Raw genomic sequence first — 20,431 nt, 5'->3', positions numbered from 1 at the left:
GTCTGAGGTTACTCTTCAAGATTCGTTTCGCACGCGCATTTGCCTAAGTGGCTGGCCATACGATTCAAATTCAAGTTACATTGGAAGAATTCCAATGAGAAGGTCATTTTAGGCTCGTAAATCAGCTTCCCATTGGATTATTTCCAATAAAGCCTCTGAAATGAGCCATAATCAGGTCATTTCCAACCATCTCGTTGGAAATAATCCAATGAACTACACGAATAATCCGCCAAGACGACCTGCTCGTTGGATTTACTCCAACTAAACTTTATTACCAGATCTACGTATCAATCTTCCATCGGACCAAAGTGCCTCAACAAGTGCCTACTGAGTAAAATTAGCCGCTATCCCAGACGAATCCTCATAATAGGGAACTACAATCCCCTATTTTGCAATAATCCGCTAGCTCAGCCTTCTAAGGGAACTGTGATCCTCTATTCCGCCATTTTCAGAGCGAATAACAGCTTTTCCCATCAATTAAGACCCTGTAGTTCCCCAGTGACCCAAAATCAGCTCATTCCGCTCAAATAGCGCCCTGTAGTTCCGCTCCCCTCTCCCGCACAGCAAAACACACCTTTGATACGAAGCTACCCAACTAGCTCAGCTAAACCAAAAAGGGACTCCCCTCAAGTAGAACCTACATTCTACTCAAAGACAGTCCCTAGTAACATTTCTAAACAGACAGCCGCTCAACCAGCTGATGAGACGCGAGCACAAGGTCGCCCCGGATCGTGCAGGCATTCGGGTCAGCCAAGCTGTCCAGGAAATGCTGAACGACGCTGGCAAATCCCCTTCTCTCCAGCACGGTGTCCCAGCTTCCGAAGGAACGTACGCGCGGCGCGGCGCCTTTTTCATAGAAGACTGCTGACTCCAGATTCGTCACCTCGACCGAACGGCCGCTGCCATGCAGCTCGACTTTTTCCAGATCCACGCCCGCCAGCCTTACCATGCTATAGGTACCCTGCGAGGAGCCGAAAGACAGTGCACCTGAAGCGTGAAGCAGCCTTCCAACTTCATCCACTTGTTGATGATACGAAGCCACTTCATAGGGGCTTCCCCCCAGCCAGAGCAAAAGGTCCAACATATGGATCAAATCATCATACAGCGTCTCTTTCGCGCCATGACCCTGCTGTTTAATCCGGTGTTTAACCGCTGAACACCAATCAAAACCGCCTGCTCCCTGCAGCCAATCACGCGCTTCGAGATAAAGCGGAGCAAACCTGCGGTTAAAGCCCGCTGCAAGGAGCACCCCTTTTCGTTCCGCATAAGAAGCCATCTCTACCGACTGCTCCCAATCGTAGGACAATGGCTTATCTACATAAACCGCAACACCCTGCTCCATGCTTTTCATAGCAATTTCATAATGGGTTGGAGTCGGACTGTGCACGAAAACAGCGTCCAAATCAAGCGCGAGCAACTCCTCCAACTTCGTTGTCCCGAATGGGATACGATACTTGGTCTTCATTCGTTCAACGGTTGCCGGTGTGGAGCTCATAATGCCAGCGATGTCCACTTGTTCATTAACGGAAAGAAGCGGCAGATATACTTTTTGCGCGATATCCCCAAGCCCGATGATTCCGATTCTTTTTCTTGTCATTTTAAAAAGTCAGCTCCTTATTTGTTTCCCGAGTACCAGGCGTCCTACCACGAATCCAAGTATCATCAGCACAGCGCCCACAAGTGTCGAAACGCCATAAATCTGCATCCACATCGGGGCCTCCGCAATGAGCTCATATACTTTTCCCCCAACGATCGGTCCTAAAAAGGCCGCAAAACCCGTAATCGCCGAATACGTTGCAATGTACATAGGCCGTTCACTTTTCGGTGTATCACCAATTGTAAATGTAAAGACCATCTGGTTAAACCCGCCGAGTCCTATACCAAGCACGATATGAACCGCATAAAGCACGACAATCGCCGGAATGAGGGCAATCGCCCCCCACAAAAGACAAGCGAGGGCAATGATCGGTAAAGACCATAACAGCAAGGTTTGCGCTGAATAACGTGCGTTTAGGTTACCCCAAACATAGTAACTTGCCATCATGACCAACGTATGGACGACGGTGATGTAGGAAACTGTTTCATAATTAATGGCCATGAGCTTTAGCATGACATAGGAAAATAGCGGTACGGTCAAACTTTGCACAAATAAAAACACAGCTAAGAAAATAATCGCTTTTATAAAAGCGCGGTCCTTCAATGGCTTCCCAATCATTCCTATCGGATTCGATTCCTTGGATGGCTCGAAAGGCGGATTCGGATATAAGCAATAAGCCAATATATTGAGGAGCGCGCAAACGCCGACAATCATAAATAAATAGGTAAAACCCTGTCCGCCAGGATATTTATCCAGAATCTGACCGCCTATAAAAAGAGCAAGGGAACTTACTCCGCCTAGAATCGTATTGCGAATTCCAAAATACCGCCCGCGAACCGGGCCCGGAACCGCATCGCTGATCAACGAGGTCCATACGACACCGCCTGCGGCATTGCCTAAATGAGCCACCGTGTACAGAATGATGTACATCACGACCCACCAATCTTGCGGGAACAGAAACGGGATCAAACCTACGGAAGCCCATAACAACCTGTGAGAGGAGCCGAAAATGAGGAGCATCCGCTTGCGGTTCCTGAATTTCTGCATCGCTACAGCCATACCGATTTGGATGATATTCACCACTGTCGTGATGGCTAATATAAACCCGATCTCCGTTGATGTCGCACCAAGGTACAATAAATACCCGGTCAAGAAAGGACCGCCCAAAAGCTGAAAAATCACAACAGCCGGGAATCCCTCCAGCGTAGCAATGAGAAGACTTTTTCGGTAGTAGGAGCGTTTTTTCCGGGGATTCCACAAGCTGTCCAGCATTTTCATAAGCATGCTCGCCTCCATTTTGTAAGGGTAAAACCTATTGAAAGATCTAATAGTTTACAAGATATAGGGCGCTTATGGTAAAATGGGACAGACTACCTAATCTATCATGTCAGGCGGGATCATCGACATACTATGAAACCAAACCATTTTGGTCTTATCACAAGCTCAATACTCTTTTTGACCTTTATTGTACTCTCTCTTGTGTTTCAGTCAACAACTTATTTGTATATCGCCAGTGTAGGCCCGCTTCTCATTGTTCCTTTCCTTCCTGATATTCGTTCAGGCCAGTACATCAAGCCAAATCAGGCCAAAGGCGCTGTCCGACTTATTACGATGGAGAACAAAGACAAGTCAGGTTCCGATTTCCTAGTGATCTTGTTCGAGCAAGGTTTTGTTAAATGGGACCGTAGGCAGCTCTATTTCAATCTGGATGATGTCATGAAAGATGTCTATATCAAACCAGATCCATTCGCCGCCACAATGACGGTGCTCAAATATGACCTGTCCCTGCATCGCAAAAAGAAAAACTGGATCGGCATCTCCTTGCCCCAGCTTCAGCAGCGTATGAGCCAACTCTCTTATACGACGAATGAAATCAACAGAATCGTCATTCAATTGTCTGATGTGAATGAGCTACTGCAAAAAACGGTTTCGCAGCCTGCTGCAGCCGGTAGAAGTGTCGGTGCTTAAACGACAAACGAGGCTGTCCTACGGTCATTGGATGACTTGGGGTAGCCTCTTTTTTATGGAGCCGATTTTTTAAGCCGATTTCTTGTACTTGATCCAAAAAAATATGCATGGTAACGCTGTGTTGAAGCGATAAAGAACAATAGCGATGGCAGGCCCGTGAGCGGCATATACTCAGCACCTTTAAGCTGAATTAACAATTGATTACCAATAGGACCGTCAGAGAAGACAATTGCCGATGTTGCATTCCAACCAAGATGGCTGCCTACTGCGATGGCCATGGAACCCGATTTTGAGTACGCATACGCCCATACCAGTCCCATCACAAAAGTAGCTGCAAACATCAAGATCATGACAGGAATATTACCGAACAAACCATACGAGAACCAGTGATAAGCCCCAAACGCGGCTGCCGAAAGAACAATTCCCAATCGAACACCCAGCCAGTGGATCAGTATGACAAGCAATGCATCTCGAAATAGCAGCTCTTCAAACCAAACAAACTTCAAACTCCACCAACTAGCGGAGAAAAATTCAGACCATTGATAGCCTGAATTATTTCCCAGCCTGCTGACGTAACCACAGATTCTGTCCATTTTACAAATCCCCTCCCTCTTTATCCATCAATTCTTTCACGCATGATTGTTTTTTGGAGTTCAAGAATTTGCAACGCAAATAGGCTCTCCCTCGGTCATTGGATGACTTTTGGGACAGCCTCATTTTTATTAGAAAAGCATTTATCTTAATTGATCGCCGCATAAATAAGCAGCTAATGTCCGCACCATAACGCCTGTTGCTCCCTTGGGCTCGATGCCTTTGGCTGACCATAACCACGCGGTGCCGCCTGTATCGAGATGAATCCAAGGCGTTTCTTCGGCGAAGTACCCGATGAAAAGCCCTCCGGTAATAGCTCCCGCCCAGCGATCTGAGGAGGCTTGGTTTTTAATATCCGCCACGTCGCTTTTCAGCATTTCGCGATACTCCGGATAGTTAGGCAGCTGCCAGAGCTTCTCTCCCGCTTCGCCAGCCGCTTGAAGCAGTGGCTTCAGGAACTCATCATCGTTCGTCACAGCCCCCGTCGCGACATCGGCGAAGGAAATTAAGATAGCTCCTGTCAAAGTAGCGACATCGATCAGACGATTTGCTCCGAGCTTCTTCGCGTAGGTAATTCCCTCCGCCAAGATAATACGGCCCTCTGCGTCCGTATTCAGCACTTCCACGGAGTGTCCGCTAAACATCTTCACAATATCGCCTGGACGATACGCCGAGCCGGACGTCATATTTTCCGCCGACGGGATGACGACGACCAAGTTGATCTTCGGTTTCAACTGCCCGACGATGTGAAGAGCTCCAAGCAGCGTGGCGGCTCCTCCCATATCGCTGATCATCTCTTCCATGCCGTCGGGGCTTTTCATCGAGATGCCGCCGGTATCGAAGGTCACGCCTTTGCCGACGAGGCCCAGCACGTCGGCTGAGTCCGGATCACCCTTGTACTGCAGGGTGATCATCCGTGGCGGGTTGGCACTGCCAGCGCCAACCGCGATCAGGCCGCCCATTCCGCGGGCGGCGATCTCGTGCTCGTCCAGCACTTCGCAGCCGAAGCCGTAGTGCTGGGCAAGCTTCATGGCTTCCTCTGCGAGGGTAGCCGGAAGCAGCTTGTTGGCCGGGAGGTTCGTGAGATCCCGGGCATAGTTCGTGCCCTCCGCAACCGCCTCAGCGGCTGCGATCGCCGATGCCAGAAGCGCTGCTTCCGCAGCCGCTTCTGTGAGCAGTACCGCCCGGCGCAGCTCTGCGCGCGCCGGCTCGTCTTTGCGGTACACCGCGATGCGGTATGTACCGAGAAGCAGCCCTTCGGTCAGCGCCGTGACGGCGGACCGGCTGTCGAAGCCGCTTGGCAGCTTCAGCGCCAAGCTTTCGAGCTTCAGTGCGATTGCCTCGCGCGCTGCATGCACGGCGGCTGCTCGCAGCGTATCGCGTGAGGTTGCGGGGCCGAGCCCCGCAACGAGCACGTACGCGTACGGCAGCAGCCCGTAGGTGGGCAGCGCCTCGAGCTCGCCTGAGGCGCCCGTAAAGATGCCCTTCGCGCGCATGCGCTGAAGGGCTTGGTCGAGCTGCGGCTCGCCGAGGACGGTGTCCTCGCGCAGCTCGACTTCACTTAGGCAGACGACGATGGCGTCTGCCCCTTGCTCGTTATGCGTGAATGACGTGAACACGCCCGTCGTAATTGCTGTGTTTTTTTCAAACATAGTGTCATTCTCCCTGTTAGCTTAATAAAAAGATGCTGCCTTCTGAATAACGGACTGCATAGGCAGGTGATATGGGCATTTCTCTTCGCAAATCGGCTTCTCTTTGCACGGATCATGGTCAGCACAGCCTATTATTCTATCCTTTTGTCTTTCGAAAAATCCCTCGCCCTTCGGCAGCAAACCAAATTTTTCTCTGAATCTGCTCGAAATCATCACATCCGGAATGGCGATTTCAAGTGGGCAGGAGCAGTAGTTGCACCGTCTGCAATCGTGCTGACCGAGTTCAATTGCCAATTGTTCGAGCTCTTGACGCTCTTCCGTGCCAACCTCTTGTTCTTGTGCAGCCAGGTTTTCCTGCACTTCCTTCACACTGACCATCCCCGAAATGGTTACATGAACGTTCTGGCTGTACGGATACCGGATGGCCCGGTCAACGGGTTGAATGAATCCGCCTGATAGCGGCTTCATCGCAACCTTCATCAAGTCCATCTCTGTTGCTTTCGGAATAAGCTCCTCTAAGGCAAAAGGCTGCGCTAAATTCAAATGAAACAAAATTTGATCGAATTGCCCTTTTGCGATCCATTTCGTCAGCAAATCCGGCCGATGTCCGGAAATGCCGATGAAGCGGACTTTGCCTTCTCGCTGAGCTTCCAGCGCTGCCTTGTAAGCGCCTTCGATATCCATTGCCTTTTTAAATTCAGTTACGTAGTTCACATAGTGAATTTGCAGTAAATCGACATGGTCCGTTTTCATACGCACCAGGCTTCGCTCGATCTCCGCCTTCGCCGTTTCGTAATCGCGCGCTCCTGTCTTCGTCGCCAAGAAGTACTCATCCCTGCGATGCGAAATGCATTCGCCGATGATCTCTTCGCTGTTACGATAGGCGGCTGCGGTATCGATATAATTAATGCCGTGATCCAAGGCATAGTTCAACGCCTCTCTAGCCTGTTCCAGGGGTACATTGGGAAGATTCATTGCCCCAAAGCCCAGTGACGATACGTTATAACCGGATTTACCGAATCTCGAATATCTCAAGCCAAGATCACCCTTCCATTCCGTTAACGAAGATATGAATAATTGCACATGCAACCATTGTAATACAACTCTATCCTACTTTCCACGAGATCGTGCATGCTTAGAGGAACTATAGGAAGCTATATCATTAGAAAACAGTATATTGGAGTGCATATGGGAACTACAGGGCGCTATTCTCTTAAAATAAGCAGCAATTCGTCGTAAACTAGAAAAATAAGGGATCAGAGTCCCCTTGCATCTAGCCAATCGCCTGTTTTACTACAAATAGTGAACCATAGTTCCCCTATGGGGAGACCCTGTAGATTTCGTAAGCAGGTTGGGGTAGCAGGTCGAAGTAGACCGTTGGCGGAGTTGGTTATGGCCGTTTATCAGTCTAGTCTCTTGGTGGAGTTAGCTGGGGCAGCTTGTCAGTCTACTCTCTTGGTGGAGTTAGCTGGGGCAGCTTGTCAGTCTACTCTCTTGGTAGAGTTAGCTGGGGTAGCTTGTCAAACTAGTCTCTTGGCGGAGTTGCTGGAGCAGCTTGTCAGTCTAGTCTCTTGGCGGAGTTAGCTGGAGCAGCTTGTCAGTGTGCACCGGTTGCGTCGTCGCAGCGTTAATCGATCCGAGTAAATGATCGGGGTAGACGGCCCCCCTGCCACCGCTCCCCCCAATAAAAAAACCTGAGACACTCAAAGTGTCTCAGGGTTATTAACTCATCAATCATCCTTGCCGTCTTTCTTCTGTCCCCAATCCCGATTGCCCCAATTCCAATTAAAATTGTTATCATTGTCTGACTTTGGAGTCGATGTCGGCTTTGCCGTCGGTTTCGCTGTCGGTTTTGCCGTCGGCTTGCTCGTGCTTGTTGGTTTGACGGTAGGCTTTACACTAGGCTTTGGGGTCTCTTGTGGCTTTGACGATGATCCATTTTTCGGATCATCGTCATTGTTGTCCTTACGGCCTGGTTTTGATGAATTTTTGTCCTCATCGTCATTATCCTTGCCGTTGTTATCTTTGCCGTTTTTATTATCGTTGTCGTTTTTGCCATTCTTGTCATTATTGTCATTATTGTCATCTCTATCGTCACGACCGTTTTTAACATCCTGGCCGTTCTTGCTGTCATTGCGATTGTTTCTTGGCGTAGGCGTAGGTGTCGGCTTCACACTAGGCTTGCCATTATTTTCGTTTTTACCGAACTTGGTATTGTTATTATTGCCATTGCCATTTTTGTCGTTCTTGTCACTCTTATCGCTCTTATCGTTTTTATCATTGCTTGCATTGCTTTTGCCTTTATCTCGGTCATTTTGAATTTGCTGAATTCGCTCACTCAATTTCCCTGATTTTTCATCGGCGACAAGTCTTTGCAGGGAAGACTTATCGATAGGCTTCGATGATGGCACCAGCTTGTCGATCCCGCCGTTTTCTTTGGCCAGCTGATGAATGGAGACGCTTTTGATGTCATCCAGCGATACTTTTGCCCCGTTGTCTACCGCATTGAGATAGATGGCATATTTCCCTGCGGATACACCGCTGGCCTTAGCTTCTTGTCTCACTTCTTGCGGTGCTGCGAACGCAGTCACTTCATAGTTTTTGACTTGATCGGGATGCGATTGTTCAATATGTTTGCTCACCTGATTCTTCAATTTGGTGGCAATCGCCTCATCATTCACCGCTGCTTTTTGTTCTACGACTGTAGATGAGATGATAATATCACCTTCCCCTTTTGCAAGGGCACCCTGCTCCGCTTTATCCAAGATGTCTGAGGTAACAGCTTCTAACGACTTGCCCTTGTACTCCAAGGTGCTGATTAACTCATCGCCGTCTGAGTTTAAACCCTGCAGATCTTGAACAACCTCTTCGTTATCAATCCCAATTTCGATACTTGGATTGATATCTATGGTTACGTAAGCAACCACTTGGCCACCTGGCACACTTCCCGTTAAAGTGGATACCAAGACAAAGCACACGATAATTGCGGCGGCCAAACCAGAAAGAATCCCTATTTGCGGTACCCGGAAACGTCTTGTCGCAGGTGCGAACAGGATTTCTTCTCCTACTTCACAATTTCGTGTTCCCTTAGGGAGCTTCTCAAATCGACCCTCTGGACTCATGACAATAATGGAGCTGTCGCTAATTTCCATTACGATTCCCTTGTTCATGCGCTGTTCTTCCTTTCTTAATGCCGTCCTCATTCTCGAATCTGTAAATAATCCCGCAAGTAAGGGTATGGTCCGTTGTAAATGAGAGCGATAGCTATCAAATACTTACGGTTGCGCTCCAAGGTTTTTCTAGAAACCTGTACTTGCTCCAGCAGCTCTTTAATGGGTAGCTGCCGTTTCGTTAGAAGAGTCCGCATAAGTTCCGCATCCTGTGCCAGCGTCCGACCGATGCCGAAAAGCATCTGTCTGGAATCGTCATGTTTAGGAGAGGCTTCCGTCAACTCAGAGAAATCGATATCAAAGTCACTTAAGCAGCGACTGAAATCCATAATTTCACTTCGCCGTTCTTCAAGTCCTTTTTGCTTTTCATAAGCTTCTATCGCTTGATGAACCTCAATCGGATTGAGTAGGTTATCTTCATCATCTTCCTGATCGAATGAACTATAAGGAATCTGTCCTTTGAAACGTTGTTCTTTCCGCAAGAAATCAATTAACCTTCTCCGCATGACAGTTTCGGCAAACCCGAGGAAAGATCTCCCCATCACAGAAGAATATTGATTAATGGCTTCGTTAAATGCCCCTAAAGCAATGCTGAATTCATCGTCCCTAGCCGGATCTATATACCTTTTACAGAACCTGCTTGTCACCTTAGCCACATAGGGCTGATAGTCTGAAATAAATTGATTCCTAAGTCTTAGGTCTCCGGATTGAATTTGATGTATGGTAACCTCAAGGGAAGAGGCATAGGATTCACTTTGACCCTGGGATTCCTTTTTTCCAAGGAACCTTTTGAATAGTACCAGTAGCACCTTTCCACCTCACAGTATAGTAATTTCGTCCTTATGTATATCAATTCGGGGGGTACAGCATATGTAAAAAAGAAATAAAAAGCAAATTTATTATAACATAGATGTCCAAATGAGCACCTACTGGGAAATAAAACCTTTGTAGACGATTTCAATTTAAACTAGAATCCTTTACAATTAAGGTAAGGAGGTGTTTCATTTGGAACAAGGTAATCAATTTGGCAAGTTTCTAGAGACGCTGCGAGGCAAAATGTCCTTGCGCAAAGTTGCCAGCAAAAGCGGCCTGTCTCATGCGTACATCCGAGACTTAGAGCTTGGACGTAATCGTACCACGAATGACATCATCAAGCCATCCCCTGACACCTTAAGGAAGCTTTCGCAAGCTTATCAATATCCTTACACGGATCTTTTAATGAAAGCCGGATATCTGGAAGAAGCGTCATCTTGGCAGACGCCTAACGAAATCCGTTTAGATAATGTCTGGTATGTGGAGTTCGGTACGAAATCAATCAAGTACGTCTCACAAGATGGAATGGTGGAAGAAAACGTAGAATCACTCGTGGCTTTTACTAGTTTCATAGAAGCATTAATGGATCTTCAATTTGCAAAAATGGATATGCACCTGTTCGTCAATCTGAACAAAATAAAAAAGTATGCCCCCTCGGAAGGCAAACTTTATTTTGATGCTTATGAAGATGGACCTTATGTTACTATCGCTGCCATGGCGCAGATGAAATATCATCAAACCCTTGTGGATTATGTGGCTCGCAATACGGGCGCTACTGCTCAGGCCGATGGCGATGCCCATCCCTTATCGTTGAAAGCTAAGCTCCTTACCTAGCATAACATAGATGAATAGAGCTGTTGCGATACCAAGCATTTGAATCGGCATCAGTGCGCTTAGCACATTGTTTGGATAGGAATGTCGGTAAATAATTCCAACCATCACGACAATAATAAAAAGATAGAAGCCTGCATTTTCTTTGGTTGGCATTATTCGCGTGTAATGCGTCAAGAATGTAAAACCAAGGCGAAGTTTATGTAAACCTGCAAGAATACCGCATTTCGCGCCTAATGCCAACAGCAGGACGATAACGAACTCATCCGGATCATTTTTCATAGACACATACGACGTGAGCGGAGTCAGTTCCCATATCGCAAAGACGCCTGTCGATACAATCACAGACAGGATATATCCGGATAATGCGAGAATGACGGCAGGTATCGGATAAAATCTCCAAACAGATATTAATAGCACACAGATGATACTTATGTATAAAATAGGCCTTTGGCCAAGGTATGTAACCAACGTTCCAGCAAGGAATGCCAAAGCAATCGGCAACCTGTGCGGCTTTATTTTTTGTCTGAATAGAACCAATGAGAATAGAATCATGGGAACAAAATCAAGACAGGTCAAGATAAATATCGCCCATGTAAACAAAGACTAACCCCTCATTTCTAAGCTTGCTCTTTAGAAATTACGTCACTTAACTCTACAACTAGAATTATACAGGATAATAGCTCTTTTGCGTTCAATGTGGACTAAGTTGGCTGTTTCTGAGCATGAGCTGACAGAATGCATGGATGATCGAGAGAAATGGAGTGCGATGATCGTATGGGGCTTCATTACACCGTTGCCATTGTGGAAGATAATCATTGGGTTGGTAAATTACTTGAAAGCTATTGTCAGCAGTGCGGATTGGATGTCGTCTCGATCGCCGCGGATGGCGAACAATTCATTCGGATGTATGACCAGCTTCTTCCGGATATCCTGCTCGTCGATATTGGCTTGGAAGGCAATCTGGACGGCATTACCATGGTACAGACATTACGCAGAGCCGGTTATCAGCAGAAGGTCATCATGGTTAGCGGAACGACCAATATCGATCATATCCTCACGAGTTTTCATGACCTGGGTTCTGTTTATTTCTTGTCAAAGCCCGTCATGCTGCCTAAGTTTCAAGCTGCCATTCGAAAGGCCATCGCCGAAATTCAATTGGAACGCAATCATGCGCAGCAAGCGCCGCCCCCAATGAAAATAAATTGGATTACTGTAAAAAATCAAAAATCGCAGTTGCCTATCTCAGAGGAATCGATTCTTTTCATCGAGAAAGAGGACAAGCGATTATCAAGAATTCATCTCAAGAATGGTGCACATATGGATTCCAGCACCAATTTATCGGACATCTTATCTCAGAGCTCACCACTGATGTTCAGCCCCTTCAAGGGCTTTCTTGTCAATATGCGGCATGTTGTCAGCTATGTGAAGGAAAGCGGGTTTCCTACATCCCGCAGATTTCTTATTCACTTGAATCATACGCCGATAAAAATCCCTTTAAGCAGAAGTCTGCAAAAAGAGTTCGGGCGATTGCTCCAGGAAATACATGACCAAGTCTAGACTCATCCAAACAAAAAGCCGCTCTCTCTTCCGTTAGGAAAAGATAGCGGCTTTTATCATTAGAACCTCTACATGGGCTTGGAGGTTTTTTTGTTTTTCAGCTTATCGCGGCGTACACTCAGCATTTTCAATCGTTTCATGAGCTGATCTTCCCATTCGGCATCCGCTAAGGATTTGGCCACCATGAGCAGATCCAGCGCCATATCGATTTGGCTGCGCACAATATCCATAGGCTCTTCGCCTTCATGATTCACACAATTGTCATGCAGCAGATGGTCTTTCCCATCTACGTATTCTACAAAATCAACCTCGGCAGCCCCATCACCGTGGGCGTATTCCGCCAATATTTCGTATTCGTTCTCTACCAGATAGTGAACCTCAATGTGGTGACATACCGGGCAGAAGAGAATCGGCACATTATGAATTTGTGTACGGATGTGCTTCAATGTACCTTTTGTTCCAATCATACTAGCGCCACAACAAAAACTCATCGATATCACTCCCTTTGCGTTTTCCGTGAGGAAAACTTGCATCATAGCATCATCTTTGTCACCCGGATTAATCCAATATATTCGCCTTAAAAGTGTGAAATTCCTTTTTTACGAGACATCTAGATTTTAGCAATCCACGCATATTTTTCTGTTGAAAAGCGAATGCTTTTACAAGAAAATGGTCGCCAGAAATGCGATTGCCCAGAAAAGAGGAATAGCCTTGAAAGCTTCACCAATCTCGGAGTATGAGGTTCCTGGAAGATATTACAAGGACTTACTCCATCTTATGGTTGTAGGTACAAATTCGCTCTATGTATATTGGGAAATATCTGACAGGCGCAGGTGGCTGGTGTCCCAGCATTTTGAATGCGACTTCGGCGCCATGCCGTGTGTCATCCGTTTGTACGATGTGACCCATGTACTCTTTAATGGACATAATGCCCATACCTCCTGGGATACAACCATACCGCCCGAAACTACGCATGCCTACTTGCATCAAGCTGGGGCTAATCGCAACTATATCGTGGATGTAGGGACGTATACGTGGGAGCATGAGTTCATCCCTTTACTTCGATCCAATTGTGTCGCAACCCCCAAAGATTCGGAAGAGAATTGGGGAGAACCGAGGTGACGATAAGTTTTGATTAATCGCTTGAAATCAAAGCCTGAGATTAAGGGGTATTTCGCCCTCGTCCTGCATGCTCATCTTCCTTATATCAGCCATCAAAGTCCGGACACTGCGTTGGAAGAACGTTGGTTTTTTGAAGCTATGACAGAAACGTATTTGCCATTATTGGAAGTCATGCAACAACTCTCGCAAGATCAAATTGATTTCCGCATGACCTTTTCCATAACTCCGACACTGTTATCTCTGTTCAGCGATCCGTTCTGGCAAGCCAAATATCGTGTTTATCTCCAAAAGCTTATTACGCTTACAGATAGCGAACAGGTTCGGTTACAACAGGACCCCGTCCTCCTCCCGGCTGCCTACCAGTATTCGCAAAGATTCCAAAAGCTGCAGGATTTGTACGAAAGTTATGACGGAAATGTCATTGTCGCCTTCAAACATTTTCAAGAATTAGGTCATATAGAAATCGTAACATCTGCCGCTACACACGCCTATCTGCCTTTGATGCAAACGGAAGAATCCATCAGGGCTCAGATTCTAACGGCGGTGAAAGATTTTGAGCGTTATTTCGATCAAAAGCCGCGCGGATTCTGGTTACCCGAATGCGGTTATACGCCGGGGATTGAGCGGATTTTGAGCGAAGCCGGCATTCGGTATATTTTCACGGACGCAACCGCCGTTGCTTTTGCATCCCCTCACCCCCATCGTGAACAGTTGGCTCCGTTGCTGACGTCGACTGACGGCATGACGGCTTTTCCATGCGATCTAGCATCTATTCATCAAATTTGCTCACCTGAGGATGGGTATAGCAGCGATTTTCTTTATCGAGATTATTATTCGGCTAACGACGCAGGGTTCAAATACGACCGCAATACAAGTAAAGGCCGGCTCAAAATGCCTTATCATCCGGCACGCGCCTCCGAAAGAGCGGAAGAGCATGCCGATGATTTTCTCAAACATCGCCAAAAGCAGGTGCAAAAAGCGCGTCGCTGGCTGGACCGAAAACCGGTTATCGTCTCCTCTTATCATGCGGAAATTTTTGGGCATTGGTGGTATGAAGGTCCCCACTTTCTGGAGCAGCTTTGCCGCAAAATGTTTCTCGATCAGACGGCGGTGAGAATGATAACACCCAGCGAATACCTAGATGAGTATCCAACGGCCGGTGTCGGCCAATTGAACCCTTCCAGCACAGGGCGCAACCACAACTCTGAAACATGGTTGCAAGCAAGCAATGACTGGATTTACCGTCATCTTCATGAAGCGGAGAAGCGGATGATTCACTTAGCCGCAAATCAGGAGCATCTCAATCACGCTGACAAAGCAAACGCCGATGTGTTCCAGCGTGCATTGAATCAAGCCGCCAGAGAGCTCATGCTGGCTCAGAGCAGCGATTGGGCCTTCCTGATGGACTCGGCAACCTATGCTGATTATGCCAGCCGCCGGATAAAAAACCATCTAGGCTGCTTCCACCAACTTTGTGATCAATTGAATCGTTATCAGATCGATGAGGATTTCCTTGCTGCATTAGAGGAGCACGATCATTGCCTTCCGGATGTCGAGTATCAAGCTTTCAGAAGCGTCAGCCTCCAGTCGCCTATTCCTATTATTCCTAGCAGAAGTGAATGGGAAGACTTACTCGAAGCTACAAAACATCGCCACAATGTGTTCATGCTGGCGTGGGAATATCCGCCCAAACAAGTCGGCGGTTTATCGAAAGCCGTCCATGAACTGTCGGAAGCCCTTGCTTCCCTTGGAGAAATAGTGCATGTCATCACGACGTCCTATGACGGCGCACCTTCTTTTGAGAATAAAAATGGCGTCTATGTCCATCGATTGCCTGTTCAGCATTCCGGTGATACATCCTTTTATCACTGGACTTTCGAAATGAATCTGGCCATGACGGATCATTTGGTCAATTGGGTGCATAATGGCGGCCGCATTGATCTGCTACATGCACATGATTGGATGGTTTTTCACGCTGCGAGAGAAATAAAAATGAGTTACAACATCCCTTTGATAGCGACGATTCATGCGACGGAATGGGGAAGAAATCAAGGGAATTTGGGCTCCGACTTACAGCGCAAAATTCATCAGTTAGAGTGGAAACTGACATATGAGGCCAACCGCGTTTTTGTTTGCAGCTCCTATATGAAAGAGGAAGTTGTCCGCATCTTCAGCTTGCCTCCGGATAAAGTCACCGTTCATCCAAATGGCATTCAGCTCTCTCTGTCATCCGGCAAGGAAACAGGGAAACGTCCTCGTGAAATTGCGAAACAGGATAAAGTCATTTTCTATATTGGCAGGCTTGTTTATGAAAAGGGAATTCACACGCTCATCCATGCCATGCCGGGCATCTTAACGCATGTGCCGCAAGCAAAGCTCATCATTGCCGGCTCAGGACCGATGGAAAACGAACTTCGCGCGTTAGCGGCCCATTTAGGAGATCGCATCTTATTTACTGGTTTCATAGATGATAGCTACCGTGCCCAGCTCTATCAATATGCCAATGTTTGTGTCATACCGAGCTTGTATGAGCCATTCGGAATCGTTGCTTTAGAGGCTATGGCCAGTCGGCGGCCACTCGTTCTCTCGGATACAGGCGGTCTGGCTGAAATCATTCGGCATGGCGTGGACGGCTACAAAGCTCTGCCGGGACACGTCGATTCGCTGGCATGGCATATTTCCGAAATGCTGCTGCATCCCAAATTAGCCGCCAAAATGGCCGACAGCGCCTACCAGCTGCTGCAGAAAAATTACCAATGGTACCATATTGCTGCGCATGTTCAGGAGGATTATCGCAAACTGACCACCAATCTCTCTGACATTCCGGTTACAGTAAAAAGTTAAGCAACTGCAAATGCTTACGAAGCAAGTTTTCTAAAGAAAACTCAAGCACACGCTTACGAAGCAAGTTTTCTAAAGAAAACTCTAAGGAGGACCCACTATGAAGGCTGTTATTATGGCTGGAGGCAAAGGCACACGGCTTCGCCCCCTTACCTGCCATCTTCCCAAACCCATGGTGCCTCTCCTGGGAAGACCGTGCATGGCCTATATTATTGAGCTGCTGCACAAACACGGCATCCAGGACATTGCCGTCACAATGCAGTATAAACCTGAAGTGATTCGCGACTATTTTGGCGATGGAGAAGCGTTTGACGTTAATCTCCACTATTTTGAAGAAATGAGTCCACTGGGTACAGCCGGAAGCGTAAAGCAGGCGCATGAGTTTCTAAACGATACCTTCGTCGTCATTAGCGGTGATGCCTTAACCGATTTCGATTTGGAGCAGGCGCTCGCTTTTCACAAAGAAAAGCAAGCCAAAGCTACGTTACTGCTGACCCGTGTCCCTCATCCGCTGGAATACGGTGTGGTCATGACCGATCAGAACGGCCTGATTACCCGCTTCTTGGAGAAACCAAGCTGGGGGGAAGTGTTCAGCGACACGGTGAATACCGGCATCTATATCATGGAGCCGGAGCTGTTGGAGCGCGTGCCGCCGGGCCAGGAATTTGATTTTAGCCAGCAGCTTTTCCCGGCATTACTTCAAGAAAATAGAGGGCTCTATGGCTATGTCAGCAGCGGATATTGGATGGACATCGGCAACTTGCAGCAGTATCGGCAAACCCAATTCGATATGCTCGATGGCAAAGTACAGCTCCATATCCACGGCACCCAAATCCGGCCTCGCGTATACATCGCAGACGATGTAGAGACCAGTGACACAGCCCGCGTCGTTGGACCCGCTTTTATCGGCAAAGGGAGTAAGATTGAGGACGGGGTAGAACTCGGAGAATACTGCATCGTCGGGGAAAATAATCGGCTTTCCAAGGGCAGCAAGCTCACGCGCAGCGTACTTTGGGACCATAACCACATCGCCCCCCATAACGAATTAGACGGTTCGACGCTAACCAGCCGCATTGTTTGCAAAGAGGCCTCGTATCTCGGCGAAGGGTCGGTCGTTGGCAATCATGTCATCATCGGGGAAAAGAGCCGAATCGAGCCTTATGTGAAAATATGGCCCCATAAACAAATTCGCGATAAATCCCGCCTTCATACTTCTCATATATGGGGGGAGCATGCTGCCAAAACGCTTTTCAAAACCCGCGGAGTCAGCGGCCTTCCCAATCTCGAACTAACACCCGAGATGACCGCCAAGTTCGGAACGGCCTATGGTGCAACTCTTGCTGCCGGTAAAACACTCACAGTAAGCTGCGCCCCGCATACATTCACTCGTTTGCTTAAGCGTGCTTTGACGGCAAGCTTACAATCCGTCGGCACGGATGTCATTGATTTGGGAGATTGCCTGGCTCCGGCAGCTTCGTTTGCCATTCGTCACTTGGGCGCCGCAGGAGGTATCCACCTCGATTGGTCAGGCAAGGAGAACGAACGGTGCCTGTTGGCTTGCATGGATGCCGAAGGGCTCCCTATTACAAGATCCGCCGAGCGCAAAGTGGAAAACAGCTTTTGGCAAGAGGATTACGGACGGGCATCGATGGAACACCTCGGCAGCTATAAAGATGAAACACATTGGTTTCAGACCTATGTCCGTACGTTATCTGAAGAAATCGCAGATGAAGGAGAAAAATTGCCCCTATCGACTATGAGGATCGTCATTGAAGCCAGCCCTTGGCTGCAGCCTTATCTGGTGCCGTTTTTCGAGAAATTGGGACTGGAAGCGATTCATGTGACCGCGGCAAATAACCAGGAACCACTCCCCCTGTTCACATCGCTAGCCGGGGCCAATTTGGGTTTGCGCATGTTGGACGACGGCCGCACCTTGCAGCTTGTGACGGAGAAGGGAGAGCTTGTCGATACGGATTTGCAGACCGTTTTCCTATACCTGTGCTACCTGCACAGTCGGCCAGGAGCAACCATCGGCGCTCCCGTCAGCGCGCCTGAGCTCCTGGAGAGCATGGCCGAGGGACTAGGCGCTACAATCATTCGCACCAAGGAATGGGAACGCTCCATTCTAGAAGCTACGGAGCAGACGCGGATGCATCCTTTGTTTGACTCGCTTTTTGCCATTGGACTTGTCGTTCTTCATCTAGGCAGAACCGGTTTACCGCTGTCAGAGCTTCTATCTCTGATTCCGAGTTTCTATCTGCACCGCGAGCAAATCGATTGCCCATGGGACGCCAAGGGAGAAGTGATGCGGAGTATGATGAACAAGGCCAAGGACACGCCTGTTGATTTAGTGGACGGGATCAAATTTTATCACGAAAATGGTTGGATTTTGCTGCTGCCCGATAGTGAAGACCCTGTTTTTAGGCTTGTCGCCCAGTCTCAGAATCCGGCTCTTGCCGAAGAGCTTGTCCATTCCTACCGAGACCACATTCTAAATGTGCTGCAATAAGCATACTATATGACAGATATATCCATTAGCGGGTGATCCGAAGTCTTAAGATGAAGGGGAGAGCGGCGTGAATATGATTCCAAGTGTTTCCAGGCAGATCGCTTTTGTGCAGTATGACGATCAATCTTCCAGTATGACGGTTCAATATCATACCGGTTTCAAGGCATCTTATACGAATATTAATCAGGATGATTATCTATTGATTCTGAGTTCTGTCAATCGATATGACTCTTTAATGAGGCTTACGGAGACCCGATACATGGAAGGTCAACCTCCAATCAAGTAAAGCACATACAGGAGATCTCCCCCTTCTTGAAAGGAGGAGATTTTTCGTTTCCTAGGTGCGTATGCTACAATGTTGTCCGAATGGTCTATCCCATTTATTTCCCATTACGACCTAAGAAAAGGTGAGTCTGATTCCTACTCAAGCTTTCTCTGCTCATTCAAATGACAGGGATACACTCTACTTGCTGGTGCAGTCATCGGCTAATCTTTTTGCTTATTGGCAGCTTTCTTCGCGAAAAAAAAGGATGGTGCAGGATCACTTCGGAGCGGACTGGCTCCTGCTTCAGCCCACTCTGCGTTTTTATGAAACAACTGTCGAACAAGCCGTCAGCACTCACCGGCCAGATACAATTTCTGAACTCCCCCTTCCACAAGGAGAATGCTGCTTCCTGAACGGTTTCCTACCCGGCCGGTTTTACTTCGCAGAACTCGGCATTAAGAATGAGCAGGGACAATTTCTCCCGCTTCTGCGTTCTAATACGATTCAGACTCCCCATATACATACGAATCAAGAATTTCCTTCAAACGTTTTAACAACGGAAAACCAAGTTACTTACAGGCCTGCTGCCGTTTCCATTCAGCTTAAGGCTTCTATAGCTCATGAGTATTTCTCGGCCTACTCCGTGTACTTACCCAAGTGCACACACCCAGCAGATTCGGAATTCGGAGGCGATCTCGATTGAGCACAAACGTACACGGTTATGTTGCTCTGCTACTGCATGCCCATATCCCTTACGTGCGTCATCATAAAGCGGAAATTACGTTAGAAGAACGTTGGTTTTTCGAAGCGGTTGTGGACAGCTATCTGCCTCTCATTGAAATGATGGATCGGCTGCTTGAGGACGGCGTGCCCTTCGCGCTGACTTTATCCCTATCTCCGCCGCTGCTTGCTATGCTGGAAGATACCGGCTTGCAGAAACGGCTTCGCAAGCATCTGGCCTCCCTCTGCGAGCTGTCCCAGCGCGAAGTGATTCGCCTGTGGGGTCATGCCGACTTCGGCCCAACAGCCAGGCTCTACGCCGATCACTATCATCGGCTGCTTGCTTTGTACGATCGCCTGAGGGGCGATCTGATCGGAAAATTCCGCAGCCTGAGAAGCTCAGGCTGCTTAGAGTTAATAACGTGCGCCGCGACACATGCCTTCTTGCCCCTGGTCAAGAACGACGCCGCTCTGCGCGCGCAGCTTGAAGCCGCCGTCCAGGAATTCAGGCGGCATTTCGGATCCGCTCCGGCAGGCATCTGGCTGCCGGAGTGCGGCTATACGCCTGCCGTGGAGCCTCACTTGCAGGCACTGGGGCTGCGCTATTTCGTGGTGGATGCCCATGCCTTTGCCGGGGCACCCACAAGCTATCCCCTGCGCACGCCAAACGGCGCCTGCGCCTACGCTCGGGACCTCGAAGCCGGCGCTCAAGTATGGAGCGCCGAAAGCGGTTACCCGAGCGACCCCGACTATCGCGAATATTACCGCGATATCGGCTTTGACCTCGGCCAC

The 20,431-nt window shown here is 48.2% G+C and carries 17 protein-coding genes and 1 pseudogene; 9 read left to right on the top strand and 9 right to left on the bottom strand.

Annotation, left to right across the window (positions count from 1 at the left end):
* Positions 1–673 precede the first annotated feature (673 nt).
* Both RQP52_RS22755 and RQP52_RS22750 read right to left on the bottom strand, forming a co-directional pair.
* Positions 674–1,597 (bottom strand): Gfo/Idh/MocA family protein, encoded by a 924-nt coding sequence (locus RQP52_RS22755; RefSeq protein WP_315953963.1) that lies wholly within the window; start codon positions 1,595–1,597, stop codon positions 674–676.
* 9 nt (positions 1,598–1,606) lie between these two features.
* Positions 1,607–2,881, bottom strand: coding sequence for an MFS transporter (locus RQP52_RS22750; protein ID WP_315953962.1), 1,275 nt, complete (start codon positions 2,879–2,881; stop codon positions 1,607–1,609).
* A gap of 171 nt (positions 2,882–3,052) precedes the next feature.
* Between RQP52_RS22750 and RQP52_RS22745 the strand changes: the two genes are divergently transcribed.
* Positions 3,053–3,565, top strand: a complete 513-nt coding sequence (locus RQP52_RS22745) for a hypothetical protein (RefSeq protein WP_315953961.1) — start codon at positions 3,053–3,055, stop codon at positions 3,563–3,565.
* A 53-nt stretch (positions 3,566–3,618) separates the two neighbouring features.
* On the opposite strand, the gene RQP52_RS22740 is transcribed toward RQP52_RS22745, so the two are convergent.
* The 5 genes from RQP52_RS22740 to sigI form a co-directional block, all read right to left on the bottom strand.
* The gene (locus tag RQP52_RS22740; protein WP_315953960.1) at positions 3,619–4,158 is read right to left on the bottom strand and encodes a CPBP family intramembrane glutamic endopeptidase; all 540 of its coding nucleotides are present in this window, start codon (positions 4,156–4,158) and stop codon (positions 3,619–3,621) included.
* Positions 4,159–4,299: 141 nt separating this feature from the next.
* Positions 4,300–5,808: a leucyl aminopeptidase gene (locus RQP52_RS22735; RefSeq protein ID WP_315953959.1), complete on the bottom strand. Its 1,509-nt coding sequence runs from the start codon at positions 5,806–5,808 to the stop codon at positions 4,300–4,302.
* A gap of 21 nt (positions 5,809–5,829) precedes the next feature.
* The gene (locus RQP52_RS22730) at positions 5,830–6,891 is read right to left on the bottom strand and encodes an aldo/keto reductase (protein WP_315953958.1); all 1,062 of its coding nucleotides are present in this window, start codon (positions 6,889–6,891) and stop codon (positions 5,830–5,832) included.
* Positions 6,892–7,538: 647 nt separating this feature from the next.
* The gene (locus RQP52_RS22725) at positions 7,539–8,978 is read right to left on the bottom strand and encodes an anti-sigma-I factor RsgI family protein (RefSeq protein ID WP_315953957.1); all 1,440 of its coding nucleotides are present in this window, start codon (positions 8,976–8,978) and stop codon (positions 7,539–7,541) included.
* Positions 8,979–9,007: 29 nt separating this feature from the next.
* Positions 9,008–9,787 carry an RNA polymerase sigma factor SigI gene (sigI, locus tag RQP52_RS22720; protein ID WP_315953956.1) on the bottom strand — a complete coding sequence of 260 codons (780 nt, stop codon included), beginning with the start codon at positions 9,785–9,787 and terminating at the stop codon, positions 9,008–9,010.
* A 196-nt stretch (positions 9,788–9,983) separates the two neighbouring features.
* Between sigI and RQP52_RS22715 the strand changes: the two genes are divergently transcribed.
* Entirely contained in the window at positions 9,984–10,625 is a 642-nt protein-coding gene (locus RQP52_RS22715) for a helix-turn-helix domain-containing protein (protein WP_315953955.1), read from the top strand.
* On the opposite strand, the gene RQP52_RS22710 is transcribed toward RQP52_RS22715, so the two are convergent.
* Positions 10,596–11,177, bottom strand: a complete 582-nt coding sequence (locus RQP52_RS22710) for a hypothetical protein (protein ID WP_315953954.1) — start codon at positions 11,175–11,177, stop codon at positions 10,596–10,598. The genes RQP52_RS22715 and RQP52_RS22710 overlap by 30 nt on opposite strands.
* 204 nt (positions 11,178–11,381) lie before the next feature.
* Between RQP52_RS22710 and RQP52_RS22705 the strand changes: the two genes are divergently transcribed.
* Positions 11,382–12,182 carry a LytR/AlgR family response regulator transcription factor gene (locus RQP52_RS22705; RefSeq protein ID WP_315953953.1) on the top strand — a complete coding sequence of 267 codons (801 nt, stop codon included), beginning with the start codon at positions 11,382–11,384 and terminating at the stop codon, positions 12,180–12,182.
* 68 nt (positions 12,183–12,250) lie between these two features.
* Here RQP52_RS22705 and RQP52_RS22700 read toward each other — a convergent pair whose 3' ends face one another.
* On the bottom strand, positions 12,251–12,673 hold the full coding sequence (locus tag RQP52_RS22700; RefSeq protein WP_315953952.1) for a hypothetical protein: 423 nt from the start codon (positions 12,671–12,673) through the stop codon (positions 12,251–12,253).
* 220 nt (positions 12,674–12,893) lie between these two features.
* On the opposite strand from RQP52_RS22700, the gene RQP52_RS22695 reads away from it, so the two are divergent.
* From RQP52_RS22695 to RQP52_RS36515, 6 genes and pseudogenes are all read left to right on the top strand, one after another.
* The gene (locus tag RQP52_RS22695) at positions 12,894–13,304 is read left to right on the top strand and encodes a DUF4912 domain-containing protein (RefSeq protein WP_315953951.1); all 411 of its coding nucleotides are present in this window, start codon (positions 12,894–12,896) and stop codon (positions 13,302–13,304) included.
* A 9-nt stretch (positions 13,305–13,313) separates the two neighbouring features.
* A complete protein-coding gene (locus RQP52_RS22690; RefSeq protein WP_315953950.1) occupies positions 13,314–16,148 on the top strand; it encodes a 1,4-alpha-glucan branching protein domain-containing protein in 2,835 nt (944 codons plus the stop codon).
* Between the two features lie 97 nt (positions 16,149–16,245).
* Positions 16,246–18,654: a sugar phosphate nucleotidyltransferase gene (locus RQP52_RS22685; protein WP_315953949.1), complete on the top strand. Its 2,409-nt coding sequence runs from the start codon at positions 16,246–16,248 to the stop codon at positions 18,652–18,654.
* 73 nt (positions 18,655–18,727) lie between these two features.
* Positions 18,728–18,940, top strand: a complete 213-nt coding sequence (locus RQP52_RS22680; protein ID WP_246069161.1) for a hypothetical protein — start codon at positions 18,728–18,730, stop codon at positions 18,938–18,940.
* Positions 18,941–19,061: 121 nt separating this feature from the next.
* Positions 19,062–19,622, top strand: coding sequence for a DUF4912 domain-containing protein (locus RQP52_RS22675; RefSeq protein ID WP_315953948.1), 561 nt, complete (start codon positions 19,062–19,064; stop codon positions 19,620–19,622).
* Positions 19,577–20,278: pseudogene (locus RQP52_RS36515) on the top strand (1,4-alpha-glucan branching protein domain-containing protein); the annotation flags it as partial. The gene RQP52_RS22675 and the pseudogene RQP52_RS36515, both read left to right, overlap by 46 nt.
* Positions 20,279–20,431 lie beyond the last annotated feature (153 nt).

The sequence above is a fragment of the Paenibacillus violae genome (assembly GCF_032461945.1).
GTDB classification, from domain to species: domain Bacteria; phylum Bacillota; class Bacilli; order Paenibacillales; family NBRC-103111; genus Paenibacillus_E; species Paenibacillus_E violae.
Note: the sequence above shows the minus strand (reverse complement) of the source record. Positions and strands in the feature narration are given on the sequence as shown.

Bases quoted from the DNA above. Each gene is read 5' to 3' on its own strand.
- RQP52_RS22755 (WP_315953963.1), bottom strand. From the start codon at position 1,597: ATGACAAGAAAAAGAATCGGAATCATCGGGCTTGGGGATATCGCGCAA.
- RQP52_RS22750 (WP_315953962.1), bottom strand. From the start codon at position 2,881: ATGCTTATGAAAATGCTGGACAGCTTGTGGAATCCCCGGAAAAAACGC.
- RQP52_RS22740 (WP_315953960.1), bottom strand. From the start codon at position 4,158: ATGGACAGAATCTGTGGTTACGTCAGCAGGCTGGGAAATAATTCAGGC.
- RQP52_RS22735 (WP_315953959.1), bottom strand. From the start codon at position 5,808: ATGTTTGAAAAAAACACAGCAATTACGACGGGCGTGTTCACGTCATTC.
- RQP52_RS22725 (WP_315953957.1), bottom strand. From the start codon at position 8,978: ATGAACAAGGGAATCGTAATGGAAATTAGCGACAGCTCCATTATTGTC.
- RQP52_RS22710 (WP_315953954.1), bottom strand. From the start codon at position 11,177: ATGATTCTATTCTCATTGGTTCTATTCAGACAAAAAATAAAGCCGCAC.
- RQP52_RS22705 (WP_315953953.1), top strand. From the start codon at position 11,382: ATGGAGTGCGATGATCGTATGGGGCTTCATTACACCGTTGCCATTGTG.
- RQP52_RS22700 (WP_315953952.1), bottom strand. From the start codon at position 12,673: ATGAGTTTTTGTTGTGGCGCTAGTATGATTGGAACAAAAGGTACATTG.
- RQP52_RS22685 (WP_315953949.1), top strand. From the start codon at position 16,246: ATGAAGGCTGTTATTATGGCTGGAGGCAAAGGCACACGGCTTCGCCCC.
- RQP52_RS22680 (WP_246069161.1), top strand. From the start codon at position 18,728: ATGATTCCAAGTGTTTCCAGGCAGATCGCTTTTGTGCAGTATGACGAT.